This window comes from Formosa undariae (genome assembly GCF_042427615.1).
Taxonomy (GTDB): Bacteria; Bacteroidota; Bacteroidia; order Flavobacteriales; family Flavobacteriaceae; genus Formosa; species Formosa undariae.
In genome coordinates this window covers 61,993-81,106 of sequence record NZ_JBHMEZ010000003.1, presented here as the reverse complement: position 1 = coordinate 81,106, position 19,114 = coordinate 61,993, and the positions used below count along the sequence as shown (strand labels likewise).

General features: G+C 34.7%; 15 protein-coding genes. 7 read left to right on the top strand and 8 right to left on the bottom strand.

Annotation, left to right across the window (positions count from 1 at the left end; translation table 11 throughout):
• The first annotated feature begins 12 nt into the window (after positions 1–12).
• The gene (moeB, locus tag ACFFVB_RS03780; RefSeq protein WP_382381317.1) at positions 13–1,068 is read left to right on the top strand and encodes a molybdopterin-synthase adenylyltransferase MoeB; all 1,056 of its coding nucleotides are present in this window, start codon (positions 13–15) and stop codon (positions 1,066–1,068) included.
• 170 nt (positions 1,069–1,238) lie between these two features.
• On the opposite strand, the gene ACFFVB_RS03775 is transcribed toward moeB, so the two are convergent.
• On the bottom strand, positions 1,239–2,045 hold the full coding sequence (locus ACFFVB_RS03775; RefSeq protein WP_382382225.1) for a DUF1853 family protein: 807 nt from the start codon (positions 2,043–2,045) through the stop codon (positions 1,239–1,241).
• A 132-nt stretch (positions 2,046–2,177) separates the two neighbouring features.
• On the opposite strand from ACFFVB_RS03775, the gene nrfH reads away from it, so the two are divergent.
• The 4 genes from nrfH (at position 2,178) to ACFFVB_RS03755 (ending at position 9,257) form a co-directional block, all read left to right on the top strand.
• Entirely contained in the window at positions 2,178–2,768 is a 591-nt protein-coding gene (gene nrfH / locus ACFFVB_RS03770) for a cytochrome c nitrite reductase small subunit (protein WP_382381315.1), read from the top strand.
• A 9-nt stretch (positions 2,769–2,777) separates the two neighbouring features.
• The gene (nrfA, locus tag ACFFVB_RS03765) at positions 2,778–4,280 is read left to right on the top strand and encodes an ammonia-forming cytochrome c nitrite reductase (RefSeq protein ID WP_382382224.1); all 1,503 of its coding nucleotides are present in this window, start codon (positions 2,778–2,780) and stop codon (positions 4,278–4,280) included.
• Between the two features lie 75 nt (positions 4,281–4,355).
• Complete coding sequence (locus ACFFVB_RS03760; RefSeq protein ID WP_382381313.1) at positions 4,356–7,517, top strand: cytochrome c biogenesis protein CcsA; 3,162 nt, start codon at positions 4,356–4,358, stop codon at positions 7,515–7,517.
• Positions 7,518–7,703: 186 nt separating this feature from the next.
• The gene (locus ACFFVB_RS03755) at positions 7,704–9,257 is read left to right on the top strand and encodes a DEAD/DEAH box helicase (protein ID WP_382381311.1); all 1,554 of its coding nucleotides are present in this window, start codon (positions 7,704–7,706) and stop codon (positions 9,255–9,257) included.
• Between the two features lie 563 nt (positions 9,258–9,820).
• Here ACFFVB_RS03755 and rlmF read toward each other — a convergent pair.
• Positions 9,821–10,696: a 23S rRNA (adenine(1618)-N(6))-methyltransferase RlmF gene (rlmF, locus tag ACFFVB_RS03750; RefSeq protein WP_382381309.1), complete on the bottom strand. Its 876-nt coding sequence runs from the start codon at positions 10,694–10,696 to the stop codon at positions 9,821–9,823.
• A 111-nt stretch (positions 10,697–10,807) separates the two neighbouring features.
• On the opposite strand from rlmF, the gene ACFFVB_RS03745 reads away from it, so the two are divergent.
• Positions 10,808–11,926, top strand: coding sequence for a DEAD/DEAH box helicase (locus ACFFVB_RS03745; RefSeq protein ID WP_382381307.1), 1,119 nt, complete (start codon positions 10,808–10,810; stop codon positions 11,924–11,926).
• A gap of 862 nt (positions 11,927–12,788) precedes the next feature.
• On the opposite strand, the gene ACFFVB_RS03740 is transcribed toward ACFFVB_RS03745, so the two are convergent.
• The 6 genes from ACFFVB_RS03740 to ACFFVB_RS03715 form a co-directional block, all read right to left on the bottom strand.
• A complete protein-coding gene (locus ACFFVB_RS03740; RefSeq protein ID WP_382381305.1) occupies positions 12,789–13,481 on the bottom strand; it encodes a type 1 glutamine amidotransferase domain-containing protein in 693 nt (230 codons plus the stop codon).
• 43 nt (positions 13,482–13,524) lie between these two features.
• Positions 13,525–14,685: an iron-containing alcohol dehydrogenase gene (locus ACFFVB_RS03735; protein WP_382381303.1), complete on the bottom strand. Its 1,161-nt coding sequence runs from the start codon at positions 14,683–14,685 to the stop codon at positions 13,525–13,527.
• A gap of 84 nt (positions 14,686–14,769) precedes the next feature.
• Positions 14,770–15,420 carry a peroxiredoxin-like family protein gene (locus ACFFVB_RS03730; protein ID WP_382381301.1) on the bottom strand — a complete coding sequence of 217 codons (651 nt, stop codon included), beginning with the start codon at positions 15,418–15,420 and terminating at the stop codon, positions 14,770–14,772.
• Positions 15,421–15,539: 119 nt separating this feature from the next.
• Positions 15,540–16,538: an NADP-dependent oxidoreductase gene (locus ACFFVB_RS03725; RefSeq protein WP_382381300.1), complete on the bottom strand. Its 999-nt coding sequence runs from the start codon at positions 16,536–16,538 to the stop codon at positions 15,540–15,542.
• Positions 16,539–16,550: 12 nt separating this feature from the next.
• Positions 16,551–17,183 carry an NAD(P)H-dependent oxidoreductase gene (locus tag ACFFVB_RS03720; protein WP_382381298.1) on the bottom strand — a complete coding sequence of 211 codons (633 nt, stop codon included), beginning with the start codon at positions 17,181–17,183 and terminating at the stop codon, positions 16,551–16,553.
• A 28-nt stretch (positions 17,184–17,211) separates the two neighbouring features.
• A complete protein-coding gene (locus ACFFVB_RS03715) occupies positions 17,212–17,790 on the bottom strand; it encodes a TetR/AcrR family transcriptional regulator (RefSeq protein ID WP_382381296.1) in 579 nt (192 codons plus the stop codon).
• Positions 17,791–17,947: 157 nt separating this feature from the next.
• On the opposite strand from ACFFVB_RS03715, the gene ACFFVB_RS03710 reads away from it, so the two are divergent.
• Complete coding sequence (locus ACFFVB_RS03710) at positions 17,948–18,952, top strand: sugar kinase (RefSeq protein WP_382381294.1); 1,005 nt, start codon at positions 17,948–17,950, stop codon at positions 18,950–18,952.
• The last annotated feature ends 162 nt before the right edge of the window (positions 18,953–19,114 follow it).

Here is a 19,114-nt window from a genome sequence, read left to right as displayed (position 1 = left end):
TAAATTTACGGCATGCTAAATAAGGAAGAACATTTACAATATAAGCGTCATTTAACTTTAGAAGATATTGGCGAAGTTGGTCAGAATAAATTAAAAGACGCTAAAGTTTTAGTGGTCGGAGCTGGAGGTTTAGGATGCCCCATTCTACAGTATTTAACTGCTGCTGGTGTGGGAACAATTGGTATTATAGATCACGATAGCGTCGACCAAACCAATTTACAACGTCAGGTATTATATGGTTATAATGATATCGGAAAGTTTAAAGTATCCTGTGCTATTTCTAAGCTAGAACAGCTTAATAAGTTTGTGAAATTCAAGTCTTATATAGAACGCTTAAGTAAATCTAATGCGAAGAAAATTTTCAAAGCATATGATATTATTGTCGACGGAACAGATAATTTTGGTACCCGATATTTAATAAATGATGCAGCTGTTTTGACTGAAAAACCTGTTGTTTTTGGATCTATTTTTAAATTTGAAGGACAGGTCTCTGTATATAATTATAAAAACGGTCCGACTTACAGATGTTTATATCCTAAAAGCGACGGCGGTAATTTAAACTGTGAGGAAGTTGGTGTACTTGGTGTATTGCCTGGTATTGTAGGTTTATTACAAGCCAATGAAGTTATTAAAATGATCTGTGAAATAGGAGAGGTGTTATCAGGAAAACTTTTAGTTTTTAACGCCCTAAGTATGAGTCAGAATATAATAACTTATGAAAAAACAGTACATGCTCATGTGACGTATATTGAAGATGTAGAAGAAGAATTCAATGTCAATACGTCAATGAAATCGCTAACTTTCGATGAGTATTTAAAGCATAAAGACGACTTATTTGTTCTAGATGTAAGAACGCTTAAAGAGCACGATATGTTTCATTTATCTCACGATTATCATATTCCATTAAAGGAATTAAGTGATCGTTTTATCGAAATAGATACTAAAAAGTCCATTTTGGTATATTGCCAAACAGGGAAAAGAAGTATACAAGGTGTCGAAATATTAAAGAATTTGAACATTAAGAACAAATTATACAATTTAAAAGATGGTTTACAACAGCCTATTTAAGGGCTGTTGTAGAAATCTCAAGGTGATTTTATCCTAATAATTTTTGATTGACTAATACAGGTTTTAATCCTTAAAAACGCTTTATATCAAAGATATATCGGGTGTAACGCATTGCTTTTTTTTTTGCTATTTAGATCAGAAAGGAGTCATTTAAATCCTATGAAAACAGATTATTTCCACCAAACCACAAAACATTTATCAGTTAAACCATTTGGATACTTAATCCAACATAAAGGTGCTGTCTTATTGCCGATTAAAGGCTGGAGTACATCATTAAACATTGAAAATGTTAGCCAAGGTATTTGTGTTTGAACATCGCATAGCCAATCTGCTTTTTCAGGCATATAAAATTTACAATCTTCAAATTGCTTTAACTCATTATGCGATATATAAAATCCTTTTACGCAATCGGGATTTAATTCCTCGAAATGGATATTATTGTCATTATAAGGCACAAACAATTGTGCTTTAAAATAGACCTGTTGTAAGAGATCTATAGCCGATATATTTAAAGTGGTTTCTAAATAGTTTTCAGTTTCAGAACGGTATAATAAAGGGAGTTGTTTGGCTTTTAGCTTTAACAATTTATCAACTAAGCTGTCTTTTCTATTCGGTCCAATCCAATGATCGTATTCTGTAGTTCCTACTTCCGGATCGTACACGTAAAATTTATATACTATTTCCAAATGGATGCAAATTTCATCTTGTTTTAAGATGCAATCTATTTCTCCAAGTGTGATTTTATGGTTTTGAATTTGTGTGTTTTCAGAAAGAATCTGAATGTTTTTTTGTTTGCTTAATTCAAAACTCACAAAGCGCTCAACTCGTTTTCCTAATCTTAGTTTAGGTTCAATATTAATGTCGATAGAAGCCGTTGTCGAAGTTGGCATTATAAACTGTTGCATGCCCCAACTATTTTCATTTTTCCAAAGTACGGGCGTATTTAAATACCCTAAGTATTGCTGTGTATCTGACATCAAAAATTAAACATTTTAAGCTTTAAATGTACTTAATTTTTGAGATAAAATAGAAGCATTCTAAATTCATTTTAAGGCCTTAAATTATCATAAAATTTTATTAATTTTAGTTAACTTTTAAAAAATAAGAATTTGGCCTCCAGATTATTACCAGACAAAAACTCTAAATGGCTTCCTGTATCCATTGTTGTCCTAGGAAGCATGGTCGGTTTGGGTTTATTTCTAGCCAAAGAAGCAGAGATTGTTTCTTATATGTCAGACGATCCTAAGGCCTGTGTTAATTGCCATGTTATGACTTCGGAGTACAACAGTTGGATGCATAGTTCGCATAGAGAAGTTGCTTCATGTAATAGCTGCCATGTTCCTCAGGATAATGTTTTTAGCGCGTATTACTTCAAAGCTAAAGATGGTTTATATCATTCTTATATTTTTACAATGCGCAAAGAACCTCAAGTTATTAAAATGCTAGAGGCATCTCAAGAAGTTGTTCAACAAAATTGTATTCATTGCCACCAGGATCAACTTATAGATCCTAAATTGGCAAGTTGGTCAGATACTCATAAAGAAAATAGAACAGAACGTGCCTGCTGGAGTTGCCATATGGAAGTGCCACACGGCAAGGTTCATGGGCTTTCGAGTACAAAATATACCATTGCTCCAATACCTACAGATAAAGCAAAGGATGTAGTGCCAGAGTGGTTAAAAGAGGAGATTAAAAAATAATTAAAATTAATTGAGATGAAAAATTGGATCTTATTCGTTATTACAGCGATTGTAGTTTTTCTTTTAGGAATGCTCGCTTCAAGTGTTATAAACAGAAAAAGCGAAGCTAAATTTGCATACGTACCGCAAGTTTCTATTTCAGAAAACGAACCTAGAAATGAAGTTTGGGGAAAGAATTTTCCTAAAGAATATCAATCTTATCTTCAAACATTAGACACATCTTTTGCGTCTTATCAAGGCGGAAGTAAAACAATCGACATGTTAGAAGAAGACCCAAGACTTGTTGTTTTATGGGCCGGATATGCATTTTCTAAGGATTATAATCAAGGTCGCGGACATTACTATGCTATAGATGATGTTAGAAATATTTTAAGAACTGGCGCTCCAACAGGTGAAGGCGATGGCCCTATGCCCGCAACATGTTGGACTTGTAAAAGTCCGGATGTGCCGCGTTTAATGAATGAGAAAGGGGTTACAGAATTTTACAGTGGAAAATGGGCAGATAAAGGTTCTGAAATTGTAAATCCTATTGGTTGCGCAGATTGTCACGATTCTAAAGATATGAGTCTAAAAATTACAAGACCCGCTTTGGTTGAAGCTTTTGAAAATATGGGAAAAGACATTAATCAAGCAACACACAACGAAATGCGTTCTTTAGTGTGTGCGCAATGTCACGTAGAGTACTATTTCGATAAAACCTTACCAGGAAAAGAAGGCGTACCTTATTTAGTTTTTCCTTGGAAGAATGGAATGTCTGCAGAAAGCATGGAAGAATATTACGACGATATTGAATTTAGTGATTGGACTCACGAAATTAGTAAAGCGCCTATGTTAAAAGCGCAACATCCCGGTTACGAAACCTATCTTACAGGCGTACATGCTGATAGAGGCGTATCTTGTGCAGATTGCCATATGCCTTATAAAACAGAGGGCGGACAAAAATTTACAGATCACCACATTCAATCGCCTTTAAACAATGTCGCCAATTCTTGTCAGGTGTGTCACCGTCAGGAAGCAGATAAACTGATTGAGAATGTGTATTCTCGACAATCAAAATCTACAGAGTCGCGTTTAAAATTAGAAGATGTTTTAGTGAAAGCACATTTAGAAGCTAGAAAGGCTTGGGATTTGGGCGCTACAGAAGAACAAATGAAACCTATTCTAATGGATATTCGTCATGCACAGTGGCGTTGGGATTATGTTGCGGCATCTCATGGTGCTTCTTTTCATGCACCTGTAGAAATTGGTAGAGTTATTGCTTCGGGCTTAAATGTTGCCGCAGATGCACGTGTTAAATTAGCACGCTTATTGGCAACTTTAGGTTTTAATGAAGAGATGACTTATCCGGATATTTCTTCAAAAGAAAAAGCTCAAAAGTATATAGGTATCGATTTAGAGCGATTAAAAAAAGAAAAAGAAGTCTTCAAGAAAGAGTTAATTCCAGTTTGGCTAGAGCAAGCCAAAGAGCGTGAGTCTAAAATGGACATTAAACAAGTCACGATGAGTAACTAATGAGTTTTAACCATTAATTTTATAAAACCTCATGTCAATTAAATGTTTTCATGAGGTTTGTCATATACACAAACAATGAACAAATTTTTACGATTCCTATTTTCCCCAGCAATAGCCTTAGTATTATTAGTCATTTTTGCAGTAGCAATGGCCACTGCAACTTTTGTAGAAAATGATTTTAGCACCCAAACCGCACGTACATTAATTTACAATGCGTGGTGGTTCGAGATGGTTATGTTACTGCTTACCTTAAATTTTATAGCAAATATTTTTAAATATAAACTTTTTAGAAAAAGTAAGATTCCTGTTCTTATGTTTCATCTCGCATTTGTTGTTATTGTTATTGGAGCAGCCGTAACGCGGTTTACAGCTTATGAAGGTATTATGAGAATTCGTGAAGGTGCGACGTCAAATACCATCGTTTCCGATAGAAATTTTGTGCAATTACATGCCAATGAAAATGCATCTGAAGTACTAACAGCAAAAAAAGAAATATACTTTTCGCCTTTAAAAGATAATAATTTTACATTAACTCAATCCTTAAACGATAATACTATAGAGCTCTCTTTTAAAGAGTTTATTGCCGATGCCAGACTAGATTTAAAGGATGTAGAAACTGGAGGCGACAATATTTTAGAGATTGTAGTTTCCGAGGGCGAAGGTCGTGAAAATCGATTATTAAAATCTGGTGAGATCGCAGAAGTAGGGATGCATCGTCATGAAATAACATTTAATAATGAAGTCCCAGAAGGATTAAATATACGAGAAACGTCCAACGGATTAGAAATTAAAGCGGCTCACGACATTAGCTTTTTTATCATGGCCGAACAAAATGCGGGTAATTTAGTAGCTAATACCTGGCATCCTATGACCATGCAAACGCTCTATCGTATGGGAGATATTGCTGTAGTCCCGATGGAACATCATAAAAGCGCAAAAATGGGTTGGGTTTCTAGCTCAGAAAAACCTAAAGACAATAAGGATAATATTGACGATATTTTACTGTTAAATGCCACTGTAAATGGTGTTACGGAAGAAATAGAATTATTATACCGGCATGGTTTTATTCCCATTTCTGAAACCAAAACCATTAACGAAGTTACGCTTACGGTGTCTTATGGAGCGACTCCTATTATTACACCTTTTAGTATAAAACTAGACGATTTTGAATTGATTCGTTATCCTGGATCTACAAGTCCGTCTTCGTATTCTAGTGATATTACAGTAACAGATAAAGTAAATAATAATGCTTTCGCTTATAAAATATTTATGAATAACGTTTTAGATTATGGTGGGTATAGATTTTTTCAAGCGTCTTATGATACCGATGAAAAAGGAACTGTTTTGGCTGTAAATCACGATAGAGCGGGAACACTAATTACATATATTGGATACTTTTTTATGAGTTTAGGAATGCTCTGGACCTTATTCGGAAAAGGGTCTCGTTTTACATTAATTCAGAAGAAATTAAAAAAATTAAAACAGCAAAAAGTAATTACGGTCTTACTTTTATTATTCACCTTAAGTACCGTTCAAGCTAATACTATTGATAAAAAAGCAGATAGTTTAGTACAAACTCAGGTTATAGATAAATACCATGCTTCACTCTTTGGCCGATTAATGGTACAAGATTTAGATGGAAGAATTAAACCGATTAATTCCTTAGCTTCAGAGTTTTTAAGAAAAATATCTCGGCGTCCGTATTATAAATCAGAATCCATACGATTAGATGCCAATCAGACCTTTTTGGCCTTGCATTCTCATCCAGATGTGTGGGCTTTAATTCCGTTAATTAAAATAGATCCTGAAAAAGGAGGAGAGATTTATAAAGGCTTAGAACAAAGTTCAGATCACTTAGTGGCTTTCGATCAGTTTATAAAAAATGATGGTGAATATATCTTAGAACAGGCAGTAGAAGAAGCCAATACTAAAAAGCCGGCAGAGCGTAGTGAGTTTGATAAGGAAATGCTAAAAGTAGACGAGCGTTTTAATATTTTATATAATGTTTTTTCTGGAAATTATTTAAAGATTTTCCCGTTAAAAGACGACGAAACTAAAACGTGGTATAGTTACTCTCATGATTTTTCAAACTTCAATCAAGAAGATGCAGATTTTGCAAAGGCAATTTTACCGATTTATTTTAGAGATATAGAAAATGCCAAATCTAGTGGGGATTGGGTACCTGCAGAAAACGATTTGGCCTACATTAAAAAATACCAGTCTGTATTAGCTAAAGAGATCATGCCGACAAGTCAACATTTGGAGGCAGAATTATGGTACAACGATCTCAATGCCTATTTCTGGTTATTTCAAGCCTATTGGACACTTGGTTTCGGATTATTAATCATAGCGCTATATCGTATTTTTTCAAACAAAACCTATGTGACACTCATATTTAATGTATTAGTTATAATTACGTTGGTTGCTTTTATAATTCATACCGGAAATTTAGCATTACGCTGGTATGTGGCTCAGCATGCGCCTTGGAGTAATGGTTATGAAATGATCACATTTGTAGCGTGGTCTATCATGTTATTCGGAATTATATTTTATAAAAAATCTGATTTTGCTTTGCCATTAGCGACCTTATTTGCAGGAACCTTATTGTTTGTGAGTTATTTAGATTGGTTAAGTCCTGAAATTACAAACTTAATGCCGGTGTTAAAATCGTATTGGTTAAAAATTCATGTAGCCACCATTATTAGTAGTTATGCGCCTTTAGCGTTATCTGCATTATTGGGATTAATGGCTATGGTTTTAATGATTTTTAAAACGCAGAAGAACAAAGCACAAATAGATATAAGAATAAAGGAGCTGACCTATATTAATGAATTATCTATGACCATTGGTTTATTTGTATTGTCTATCGGGACCTTTTTAGGAGGTGTTTGGGCCAACGAATCTTGGGGACGCTATTGGGCATGGGATCCAAAGGAAACTTGGGCACTTATAAGTATTATTATTTATGCCATTGTTTTACATCTACATTTTGTGCCTAAATTAAATAATAGGTATGTTTTAAATATGGTTAGTGTTTTTGCGTTTTTCTCGATAATCATGACATCTTTTGGAGTGAATTATTACTTATCGGGTTTGCATTCTTACGCAACGGGAGATCCCGTTCCAATTCCTAAATTTGTATATGTTTTGGTGGCCATTGTTTGTATAATTAGTGCATTAGCCTATTATAAATACGATCTAAATCGGGGCAAGACAAAATTAAAAAACAAGAAATAATCTTAGAACGACAATGTATATTTTCGATCTTATAATATTCATATTTAATGGGTTAGTGTTCTATTAATATTATTAGATTTCAACGTGTAATGACGTTAATCGGCTAAAATCAAATTATTTATAAGATTTCATGCATAAAAACCCTAGAAAAGGCCGTATTTTTGCATTCCTTAAAAGTTAATATAAATGTCAGTTACAGCTTCAGATTTAGCAGAAAGAAACGCCGGAAAAGATTTATATAGTTATCAGCAAGGAGCCATAAACAAGATATTTCAATGTTTTGAAGAAGCTCCTGAAGATTACCATTTATTGTATCAATTACCTACTGGTGGTGGAAAAACGGTAATTTTCTCTGAGATTGTTAGGCAGTATTTAAAGCACCATAATAAGAAAGTGCTTGTAATGACGCACCGTATAGAATTGTGTAAACAAACATCTGGTATGTTAACCGAATTTGGTGTGTCTAACAAAGTGATTCACAGTAAAGCAAACTTAGAAGATCAATCAGATTTTAGTTGTTTTGTGGCCATGGTAGAAACATTGAATAACCGATTAAACGACGGTAAACTCGATATTTCCGATGTGGGATTAATCATTATTGATGAAGCGCACTACAACTCATTCACCAAACTATTTAAATTCTTTGAAAAGTCTTTCATTTTAGGCGTAACAGCAACACCTTTAAGTTCGAATATTAAATTACCAATGAATGATAACTACAACGAATTAATCGTTGGAGAAACCATTCAGTCTTTAATTGAAAACGAATTCTTAGCGCGCGCAGAAGTATATTCTTATAATGTAGGTTTAACCTCTTTAGTGGTAGGTGCAAATGGTGATTATACCGTAAAATCTTCCGAAGATTTATATACAAATAGCGATATGCTTGGTAAGTTAATCCAAGCTTACGAAGAACGTTCTAAACATAAAAAAACACTTATCTTTAATAACGGTATTAATACATCATTGCATGTTTACGATACATTTAGAGCAGCAGGTTACAATGTTGCGCATTTAGATAATACCAATACCAAAAGTGAGCGTAAAAAGATATTAAGGTGGTTTAAAGAAACCCCAGATGCCATTTTAACATCGGTAAGTATCTTAACAACTGGTTTCGATGAACCTACAGTAGATTCTATTATATTGAATCGTGCGACAAAATCTCTAACGCTATACTACCAGATGATTGGTCGTGGTTCTCGTATATTAAAAAACAAATCTAAATTTAATGTTATCGATTTAGGTAACAATTTCCACCGTTTCGGACCTTGGGGAGCAGATTTAGACTGGCAAAAAATATTTAGATCTCCTAATTTCTATTTAGACGGAATTATGAGTGACGACGAATTAGAAGAGAACTTTAGATATGAAATGCCAGACGAATTACGTGCTGAATTTTCTAAATCTAATTCTGTCTATTTCGATGTTAAAAAAACATATATCGATTCTATTCGAAAAGGGGAGTCGTCTAAAGTGGTTTTAGAACGTTCTATCCATCATCATGCGTATATCTGTACAGAAAATAGTGAAGATATTTATGATGCCTTAGATCTTGCTAAAAAATTAGGAGACGATATCGATTACCGTATTCAACGCTATACAAAATGTATCAGTAAGAGTACTTTTAATTTTGTGGAGTGGTTACGCGACGATTACCGTAAAAAATTAAGAGCACACCTTCGTGAGAACTTCGATGAATTGTTTGAAGAAATTAATGGATTTCCGCCGGAGGAGTAGAGTCTTAAGATGTAAGACCGCTTCGCTGTTAGAACCGAGAATATAGATTTGATTCTAACGAGTTGAGCATGTTTATTGTTCTAATTGTATATTATATAAAAATGTCCTTCAGTTTAAAACTGAAGGACATTTTTTTTGTTCTATTTATGCCTTTTTTCATGATTGAAATTTCAGTATCACATAAAGAGAATAATCGAAATGTATCCATAACGTTAGCAATTCATGAGACCCTGAACTAAATTCAGGGTGACGACTGGCATTAACTTTATAGAAAAGAAACTAATTCATTTTCAAACTCGTCATGCTGAACTCGTTTCAGCATCCCACAAGAAACTTAACTATTTTACTTATGAGATTTCAATATTGAAACCATAAACTAAATACAGGACAAAAACATCAAGTAACATATATATTTACTTATAGGATGCTTGAGTGGAGTCAAAAACCTTACAATCCGGATCTCGACGACGATCGATAGCCTTTCAAGTTCAAGAATAAAAAAACAAAAAAAAGCGTATTCAAATTAATCTGAATACGCTTTTATTATTTTAATTTGTCTTTTTCTAACACACTGGAGCTTCAGCAAACGTCCAAGCTAAGATTCTGCTTTTCTTGTTTCCTTGTTCCATTGAAATTGTTTTATACGTCGCTTTTAACTTGTCTAATTGTTTTTTCAGCTTGCTTAAGTTTTCTTGTTTAGAGACTAAAGTTGTAAACCAACCCACTTGATCTTTAAACGCAACACTTTGCTTAATCATACGCTTAATAAATAAAGCTTCACCACCGTTACACCACAATTCATGAGCTTGACCACCGAAATTTAATTCAGCAGGACCAGATTTCTTAAGGTTTTTAAGTTTCTGTTTTGTCGCTCTTGTTGCTTCATCTTCAGATCCGAAAAAAGGAGGATTACACATGGTAAACGTGAATTTTTCATCGGTTTTAATAACCCCTTCAAAAATATTAGCAGGATCAGCTTGCAAACGAATATCTATTTTCTTAAGCAATGGAGGTGTTAAACCTACATTATGCTTTGCACTTTCAATAGCACTTGCACTAGTGTCGCAACCTACCATTTTCCAATCGTAAATTTGAGCACCTAGAATAGGGTAGATGGTGTTTGCACCAACGCCAATATCAAGACCTTTTACGTTTTCGGCTAGTTTTTCTACGTGTAATAAATCATTTATATAATGTATATAATCTGCACGACCAGGAATTGGCGGACATAAATACCCTTTCGGAATTCTCCAATCTGTTAATTCGTAATCGGCAATTAAAATGGCTTTATTTAAATGAAAAACAGCATCACTTTTTTCGAAATGAATGGTTTTTTGTTGGGTTAATGGGCTTGTAAATACAAACGAACTCAATTTGGGATACGCTTGAATTAATGCATCAAAATCGTATGATTTTTTATGCTTGTTATTAGAGTGCATAGATTTAATTTGTGACAAAGATAAACTAAAAATTAGCAACATTTCAGAAATCGAAATTTGTATTAGACAGCACTTTAAATTAGCATACCTTTGCAATCTGAAATATACAATATGGCATCATTTAAACACTTAGGTGTAGAACCTGAATTTATACAAGCTTTAAAGGATTTAGGAATCAAACATCCTTCTGAAATTCAAGAAAAAGCAATCCCTGTTTTATTAAAATCTAAAACAGATTTTATTGGATTAGCACAAACAGGAACTGGAAAAACGGCAGCTTTCGGTTTGCCTTTACTTCAAAATATAGACCCAAAATTAAGTCATGTTCAAACTTTAGTTTTAGCACCAACAAGAGAACTTGTACAACAAATTAAAAAACAATTGTTTAAGTTCACGAAATTTAGTGAGGCTAAAATTTTTGTTGAAGGTGTTTATGGTGGTGAAAAAATAGATATTCAAATTCAGAATTTAAAGCGTACCACTCATGTAATTGTTGCAACGCCTGGACGTTTAAACGATTTATTAGATCGTAAAATTATTGATCTTAGAAAAGTGAATACCGTGGTTTTAGACGAGGCAGACGAAATGCTAAGTATGGGATTTAAAGATGCACTGACTAAAATTTTAGACCATACACCCATGTCTAAAAGTACGTGGTTGTTTTCTGCAACTATTCCGTCTGGAATACAACAAATTATCGATCAGTACATGTCTCCAAAAGCAGTGCGTGTGGTGATTAATAAAAATGAATTGGTAAACGCAAATATCTCTCACACCTATATTACGACAACTATAGAGCAGAAACAAAACGTTATTCTAAGTTTATTAGAAGCTAGACCAGACGATCGTGGTATTATCTTTTGCAGAACAAAAGCAGGAACCCAAACGTTAACCGAGTTTTTAAAAACTGAAGGTTTTTCTGCAGAAGCTTTAGAAGGTGATATGCAACAACGTGATCGTGAAAAAGTAATGCGTGCCTTTAAAAAAGGAAATTTACAAGTCTTAATTTCTACAGATGTGTCTGCAAGAGGAATAGATGTAAACGATTTGGCTTTTGTATTACACCACCAACTTCCTGAGCATATAGAATATTATACACACCGAAGCGGACGAACAGCTCGTGCAGGAAAAACTGGTCAGTCGATTGCTTTAATTTTAGGAAGTGAATTAAAACGTATTCATGAAATGAATAAAGAACTAGGTATTAAGTTTAAAGAGATTTCTATTTAATATAGAAGTGCTCGAGCGGAGTCGAAAGCTTTTTGAGTCCCAATCTCGACTCCGCTCGATAATCTATATATTTAAGTATAAAAGAAAAGCGTATTCAATTTTATTTGAATACGCTTTTCTTTTGGCTGCCTCATGTGGAACTTTGTTAAGCGACTTACATTTTAAATAATTTTGAATTCGAAGTGAATTAAATAATTAGACCCTATACTACATTTTGGGTAACGATAGTAAAGGGTGCTCGAGCGGAGTTGAGAGCTTGTAATTCCCCATCTCGACTGCGCTCGATGACCTTAACGTTCACGTATAATACATTTCCAGTTTAAATTTTAAATATTGAGATCCTGAACTACAATCAGAGTGACGTTATTAATCGATAATTATTTACAGGATGCTCGAGCGGAGTCGAGAGTCATCTAAACTCCATATACTCCCCATCTCGACTCCGCGGGATGACCTTAATGTTCGAGTATAATAGACTTCTAGTCTAAATTTAAAATATTGAGATCCTGAACTACATTCAGAGTGACGGTATTAATCGATAATTATTTACAGGGTGCTCGAGCGGAGTCGAGAGCTTTAACTCCCCATCTCGACTCCGCTCGATGACCTTAACGTTCACGTATAATACATTTCCAGTCTAAATTTTAAATGGTGAGTTCTGAACTACATTCAGAGTGGCTATATTTATTTATGTACGATATACTTACTAACAGGATGCTCGAGCGGAGTCGAGAGCTTTAACTACCCATCTCGACTCCGCGCGATGACCCTTATGATTACACATTCTTAGATACAAAAAGCAAAAGCCTTCGATCCCATAAATGGGATCGAAGGCTTTTTATTAATTATAGGAATATTTAACCTACGCGTTTCTTAAAGGCTTAATGACTTTTAAAAGCGTTTCGGCAACCAATTCAGACGATGCTGGATTTTGACCGGTAATTAAATTTCCATCTTGTAAAACATGTACAGCCCAATCGTCTCCTTTAGAGTAGATTCCGCCGTTTTCTTTTAGCATATCTTCAACTAAGAAAGGTACAACGTTTGTTAATTGAACCGCTTCTTCTTCAGTATTTGAGAATCCTGTCACTTTTTTCCCTTGTACTAAAGGCGTACCATCTGCATTTTTTACGCTTTTTAAAGCGGCTGGTGCATGGCATACAAATCCGATAGGTTTTTGTGCTGCATTAAAACTTTCAATTAATTTAATTGACGTTTCATCATTTGCTAAATCCCAAAGTGGTCCATGACCTCCTGGATAAAATACAGCTTCGTAATCACTTTCGTTAATAGTAGATAACATAACTGTGTTATCAATTATTTCTTGAGTAGCTGGATCTGATTTAAAACGAATCGTTGCAGGTGTTTGTGCATCTTCAGTATCACTCGTCGGATCTATAGGTGCTTTTCCTCCTTTTGGTGTAGCCACTGTAATTGTAGCTCCGTTATCTATAAGGGCGTAATACGGACTTGCAAATTCTTCAATCCAAAATCCTGTCTTTTTCCCTGTATTTCCTAATTCATCGTGTGATGTTAAGACAAATAATATGTTCATAATCTTTGATTTTTTAAGTTAATAATTAATGGCAGAAACTAAATTAGTAAGCCATGCGTACTATGTTTTCTGCATCTTCTGGTTTTAAGCTTTTATGTTCACCTAAACCTAACCATCCACGTTCTGTAAAACGTTTTGAAATAATTTCGGCAGTACCTTCATATGAATCTGTGTACTTAGATAATTTGGTTTCGATTCCCATTTGATTGAAAAACGTTTCTGTTTTTTCGATAGCCTCGTAAGCTTTATCTTCTAAAGTTCCTTCAGTAACATTCCAAATGCGTTCTGCATATTGTGCTAATTTTTCTTTTTTAGCTTCGAAATTATACTGATAATGACTTGGTGCAATGATCGCTAAAGTACGTGCATGATCAATACCATAAAGTGCCGTTAATTCATGTCCGATAGCATGCACCGCCCAATCTGTAGGTACTCCTTTTTGAATCAATCCGTTTAATGCCATAGTACAACTCCACATAAAGTTTGAAGCCGCATCATAATCAGATGGATCTTTTAATACACTTGGAGCCACTTCTAAAAGGGTTTGCATAATACCTTCAGCAAAACGATCTTGAAGTAACGCACCAGCAGGGTAGGTCATGTACTGTTCTAAAACGTGAGTAAAAGCATCTGTAATTCCGTTTACCAATTGGCGTCGTGGAATAGAGGTAATCACTTGTGGATCTAGAATAGAGAACATAGGAAATAAGCCTGCTCCACCCATTGCTAATTTTTCCTTAGTCTCTCTATTGGTGATTACAGCACCAGAATTCATTTCGGAACCTGTTGCAGGTAATGTTAATACCGTTCCAAAAGGCATACCTTTTAAGGTTGGTTTTCCACCGGTTAAAATCTCCCAAGGTGTTTCACCTTCATAAAGCGCTGCAGCAGATAAAAATTTAGTTCCGTCGATTACAGAACCACCACCAACAGCTAGTAAATATGTGATATTTTCGGCTTTAATCACCTCAAGTGCTTCCAATAGTACCGAATATTCTGGATTGGCAGGAATACCACCAAATTCTAAATGTTCAACATCTTTAAGAGCTGTTTTTACTTGATCGTAAATGCCATTCTTTTTAATACTTCCACCACCATAAAGCACTAATACTTTGGCATCGGATGGAATTTCTTCGGTTAATTTAGCAATTGTATCTTTTCCGAAAATTATTTTTGTTGGATTCTTAAATTCAAAATTGTTCATAATCCTTAATTTTACATGTTTTTAATCCTACTTATTTTCTGCTAAAATTAGTATTACGAGGGATTAGATCTCGATACTAATACGTTAAAATAGATTCTTTAACGCTTTTAAAATATCACTTGGTTCTGCACGCTTTCTATAGTCTACATCTACAAAACTCCATTTTACAACACCTTCACGATTTAAAACAAACGTCGCTGGAATAGGTAACATCGTAGCATTACCGTTATTGATTTTCTCTAAATCTAATCCGCGATCTACACGCATGTGTTCGGCTAAAAACTCAGGGACTTCCCAGGCCACTCCATATTGAAAAGCGACTTTCGCATCCTGATCCGATAATACCCCATAATCCATAGAACTAATTTCTTTATCAGTCAAACTTCCATCTGGTACTTGCGGACTGATAGCAACTAAGTTTGCGCCCAACTTACGAATGTCGCCTAAAATCTCTTGTAATGCTCTAATTTGCAAGTTGCAATACGGACACCAACTACCACGATAAAATGTAATAACTACAGGACCGTTTTCTAGTAAATTATCTAACGACACAGATTTGCCTCTAGCGTTAGGTAACTTAAATCTTGGTGCTGTTTCTCCAACTTTTATTGCGTTATCACCTTGTTCGAAAGCTTTAGCTTCTTCAATGGCTGCATCTACGCCTTTCATGAAGTCAGGATTATTTAATCGTCCTTCTGCTATTTTAGCATCTGTTTGTTCTCTTAGGTTTTTCATTTTATTACTTTAATTAGCTACAACTTATTTTATTAGTCTTACTGAACTTGTTTCAGTACCGCAAATCTAGAGCCAAGTTCAGTAACACCGTAATAAAAACACAATTATATTTTTAAAAATTAAGCTTTAACAATCATTTTTCCTTTATTCTTTCCGCTGAATAAATCAATAAATGCTTGTGGTGTGTTTTCAAAACCTTCAACTATTGTTTCTGTATATTTTAAGTCACCATTACTTACCCATTCAGAAAGTTGTTTAATCGCTTCAGGGAATTTTTCAGCATAATTAGAGACAATAAATCCTTGCATTAATGCACTGTTTTTCACTAAAAAGGGTTGCACACTAACACCTGTAGGAAGCTCTGTACTGTTATATACCGAGATCGCACCACAAATAATGAGACGGGCAAATCTGTTGATACTGAATAATGCACTATCTGAAATAGATCCACCAACGTTATCAAAGTACACATCTACACCATCCGGACATGCCGTTTTTATAGCTTTCGTCATATCTTCAGTGGTTTTGTAATTAATCACTTCATCAAAACCAAATTCAGTCTTTAACATGTCACCTTTTTCATCTGTACCAGCGATACCAACAACACGAAGACCTAAAATCTTTCCTATTTGTCCTACCACACTTCCAACAGCTCCGGCGGCACCAGAAACTAATAAGGTTTCTCCTGCTTTAGGTTTTCCTATTTCATGTAATCCTAAAAATGCTGTTAATCCAGTCATTCCTAAAACACCTAAATAAGCACTAAGAGGGGCAAGGTCGGCATTCACTTTTGTAAGACCTTCGCCATTAGATACTTGTTCTGTTTTCCAATCTAAGGCACCTGAAACGTAATCGCCTTCTTTAAAATTGTCGTTTTTAGAGGCTTTAACTTGCGCCACAACTCCAGAAGAAATAGGTTCGTTTAAATTAAACGGTGGAACATACGATTTTGCATCACTCATACGCCCTCTTAAATACGGGTCGACGGAGATATATTTAGTTTCTAAAAGGATTTCCCCTTCAGAAATTTCTAATGATTTATTTTCTTTTTGGAACTCAAAATCTGATAATTGAGGGGTTCCTTGTGGTCTGCTTTTTAATAATATAGTCTGATTCATAATTTATTATGTTTAGTCTAATACTGTTATTAAATTTTCTGTACTTTTTCTTACTTTAACTTGATCTGCTAACCAATCGTTAGCTTCGTCTCTGTAACCCATTGGTAATAAAATGGCGCTACGTAACCCTTTTTCTTTTAATCCTAATATTTTATCTACTGCTTCTGGATCAAAACCTTCCATAGGCGTTGCATCTACACCTTCGTAAGCTGCTTGAGCAATAGCCATTCCGAAAGCGATATACGCTTGCTTCGCTGCATGAGTAAAGTTCTCTTCAGCATCTTTTTGCGGATAGGTACTTAGTAACATTTGTCTGTAATTTTCGAAACCTTCATTCTCGTAACCACGAACTTTATTTGTTAAATCGAACACTTCATTAATACGATCTGCAGTATAAGTATCCCAAGCTGCAAAGACCAATAAATGTGAGCAGTCTGTAACTACAGATTGATTCCAAGCCACAGGCCTAATTTGTTCTTTAAGTTCTTTATTGGTAATTACAATAATTTCGAAAGGTTGTAATCCACTAGATGTTGGAGCTAAACGTGCTGCTTCTAAAATGCGATCCATTTTTTCTTGAGGCACAACGTTTCCATTCATTGCTTTAGTAGCATATCTCCAGTTTAATTTATCTAATAATTCCATAAGTGTAAATGTGTTATATTTTAAATTTTTATTTTTTAATACTTGCCCAAGCCGCTTGGTAAGCATCGTTTAAATGTTGTTTTTTTATTTTAAAATCCCCGCGTTTATGTGCATTTAGCAAAAAGGCTAACGGATAAATACTATAGGCATAAAGTAAATGATGCGAGAATGGTTTAATAATATCGGCTTCAATACCGCGATCCCATAGGTCGAGTAGGGGCTTCAGGTTTAAAACACCTTCTTGTCTGCTGGCTTCATCTATCATAGGTGTGTTTTCACACTGCGATAAGAAAAATCCCTTTTCAATATCATTTAATTTGTATGTTGCCATACGTCTCCAAACCACTTCAAATCCAGATTCTACAGACAATTCTGTTTTATACGTGGCAAAAGCGAACTGCATATATTCAGATTTTACTTCCTTATACACCTGATTGATTAAATCTTGTTTATTTTCAAAATACAAGTAAATCGTCGCAGGCGACACGCACGCCATTTTAGCAATTTTAGCCATAGGAGCAGCGTGGAACCCCTGATTGTTCACCAACGAAATGGTGGCTTCTACGAGGGCCGCACGTTTAATTTCACTCTTTTTTAAAACTGGCATATATATTAATTTAGAGTACAAAGGTATGAAAAAAGAATAAACATTCATTTTTTAGATATATATTTAAGATGAGTTTAACTTAATTCTCTTTAGTAATCTTTTAAGTTTTTAAACAATACTATATATTTATAGATAAAAACATAACAACACTACACACATGAATAAAATAGTAACCTTTGGCGAAGTCTTGATGCGCCTGTCTCCATTAGGAAATAAGAAAATGAAACAGACCAATTTATTAGAATATTACTTTGGTGGTACCGAAATAAATGTAGGGATTTCTTTAGCGAACTTCGGAAACAAGGTGAAACACATTTCTTGTATTTCAGACGATTTTATTGGGGAAACGGCTATTGGTTATCTCAGACAATACAATGTAGATACGCGTGATATTTATAGAACACACCGCCCAATGGGGATGTACTTTCTAGAAGTTGGCGCTGTTATGCGTCCGAGTACCATTGCGTATAACCGTTCTAATTCCGCGTTTTCAGGGGTGACTCCAGATATGGTGAATTGGGAAAAAGCATTAAACAAATGCAACTGGTTTCATTGGACGGGAATTACACCTGGATTATCTCAGGGCGCTTATGACACACTGAAAGCCGGTTTAATTGCTGCCAAAGCAAAAGGGATTACAGTATCCTCAGATCCGACATACAGAAGCGGATTGTGGAAATATGGTGTAGATGCCAAAGATGCCATTCAGGATTTAATGCAATATGTGAATATTTTTAATGGTGGAATAGATGAAATTAACGGCATACTAGGCACCGAATATGGTTACGGTAACGAAGATTTTATTACAGCCAGTAAAGAACTGATTGAAAAGTATCCAAATATTGAAAAGGTATTCGATAAGATTAGGATTTCCATAAACGCATCATGGCAGAAAATTAAAGGCCGTATGTGGAACGGAAAAGAATTTAAAGAAACAGACCCCATAGAAATCACGCATATTGTAGATCGTATTGGAACCGGAGATGCGTTTGCAGCAGGACTAATTTACGGACTGTTAAACTTCGACGATTATAGAGCTATGGAATTTGCAAGTGCGGCCTGTGCATTAAAACATACGTTTCCAGGAGATATTAATTATGCTACCGTTAAAGATGTAGAGCATTTATTATCTGGAAATACTGGCGGACGTGTTAACCGTTAACACTATTCTAAAACCATATTTAGTATTATAGGATGTTCGAGCGGAGTCGAGAACTATACAATTCAACTATAACTTTTTTAATTTATATGATTACATAATTCTGGACTGCACACGAATATCTAGTTTTTACAGGGCGTTCGAGCGCAGTCCAGAATAATACAG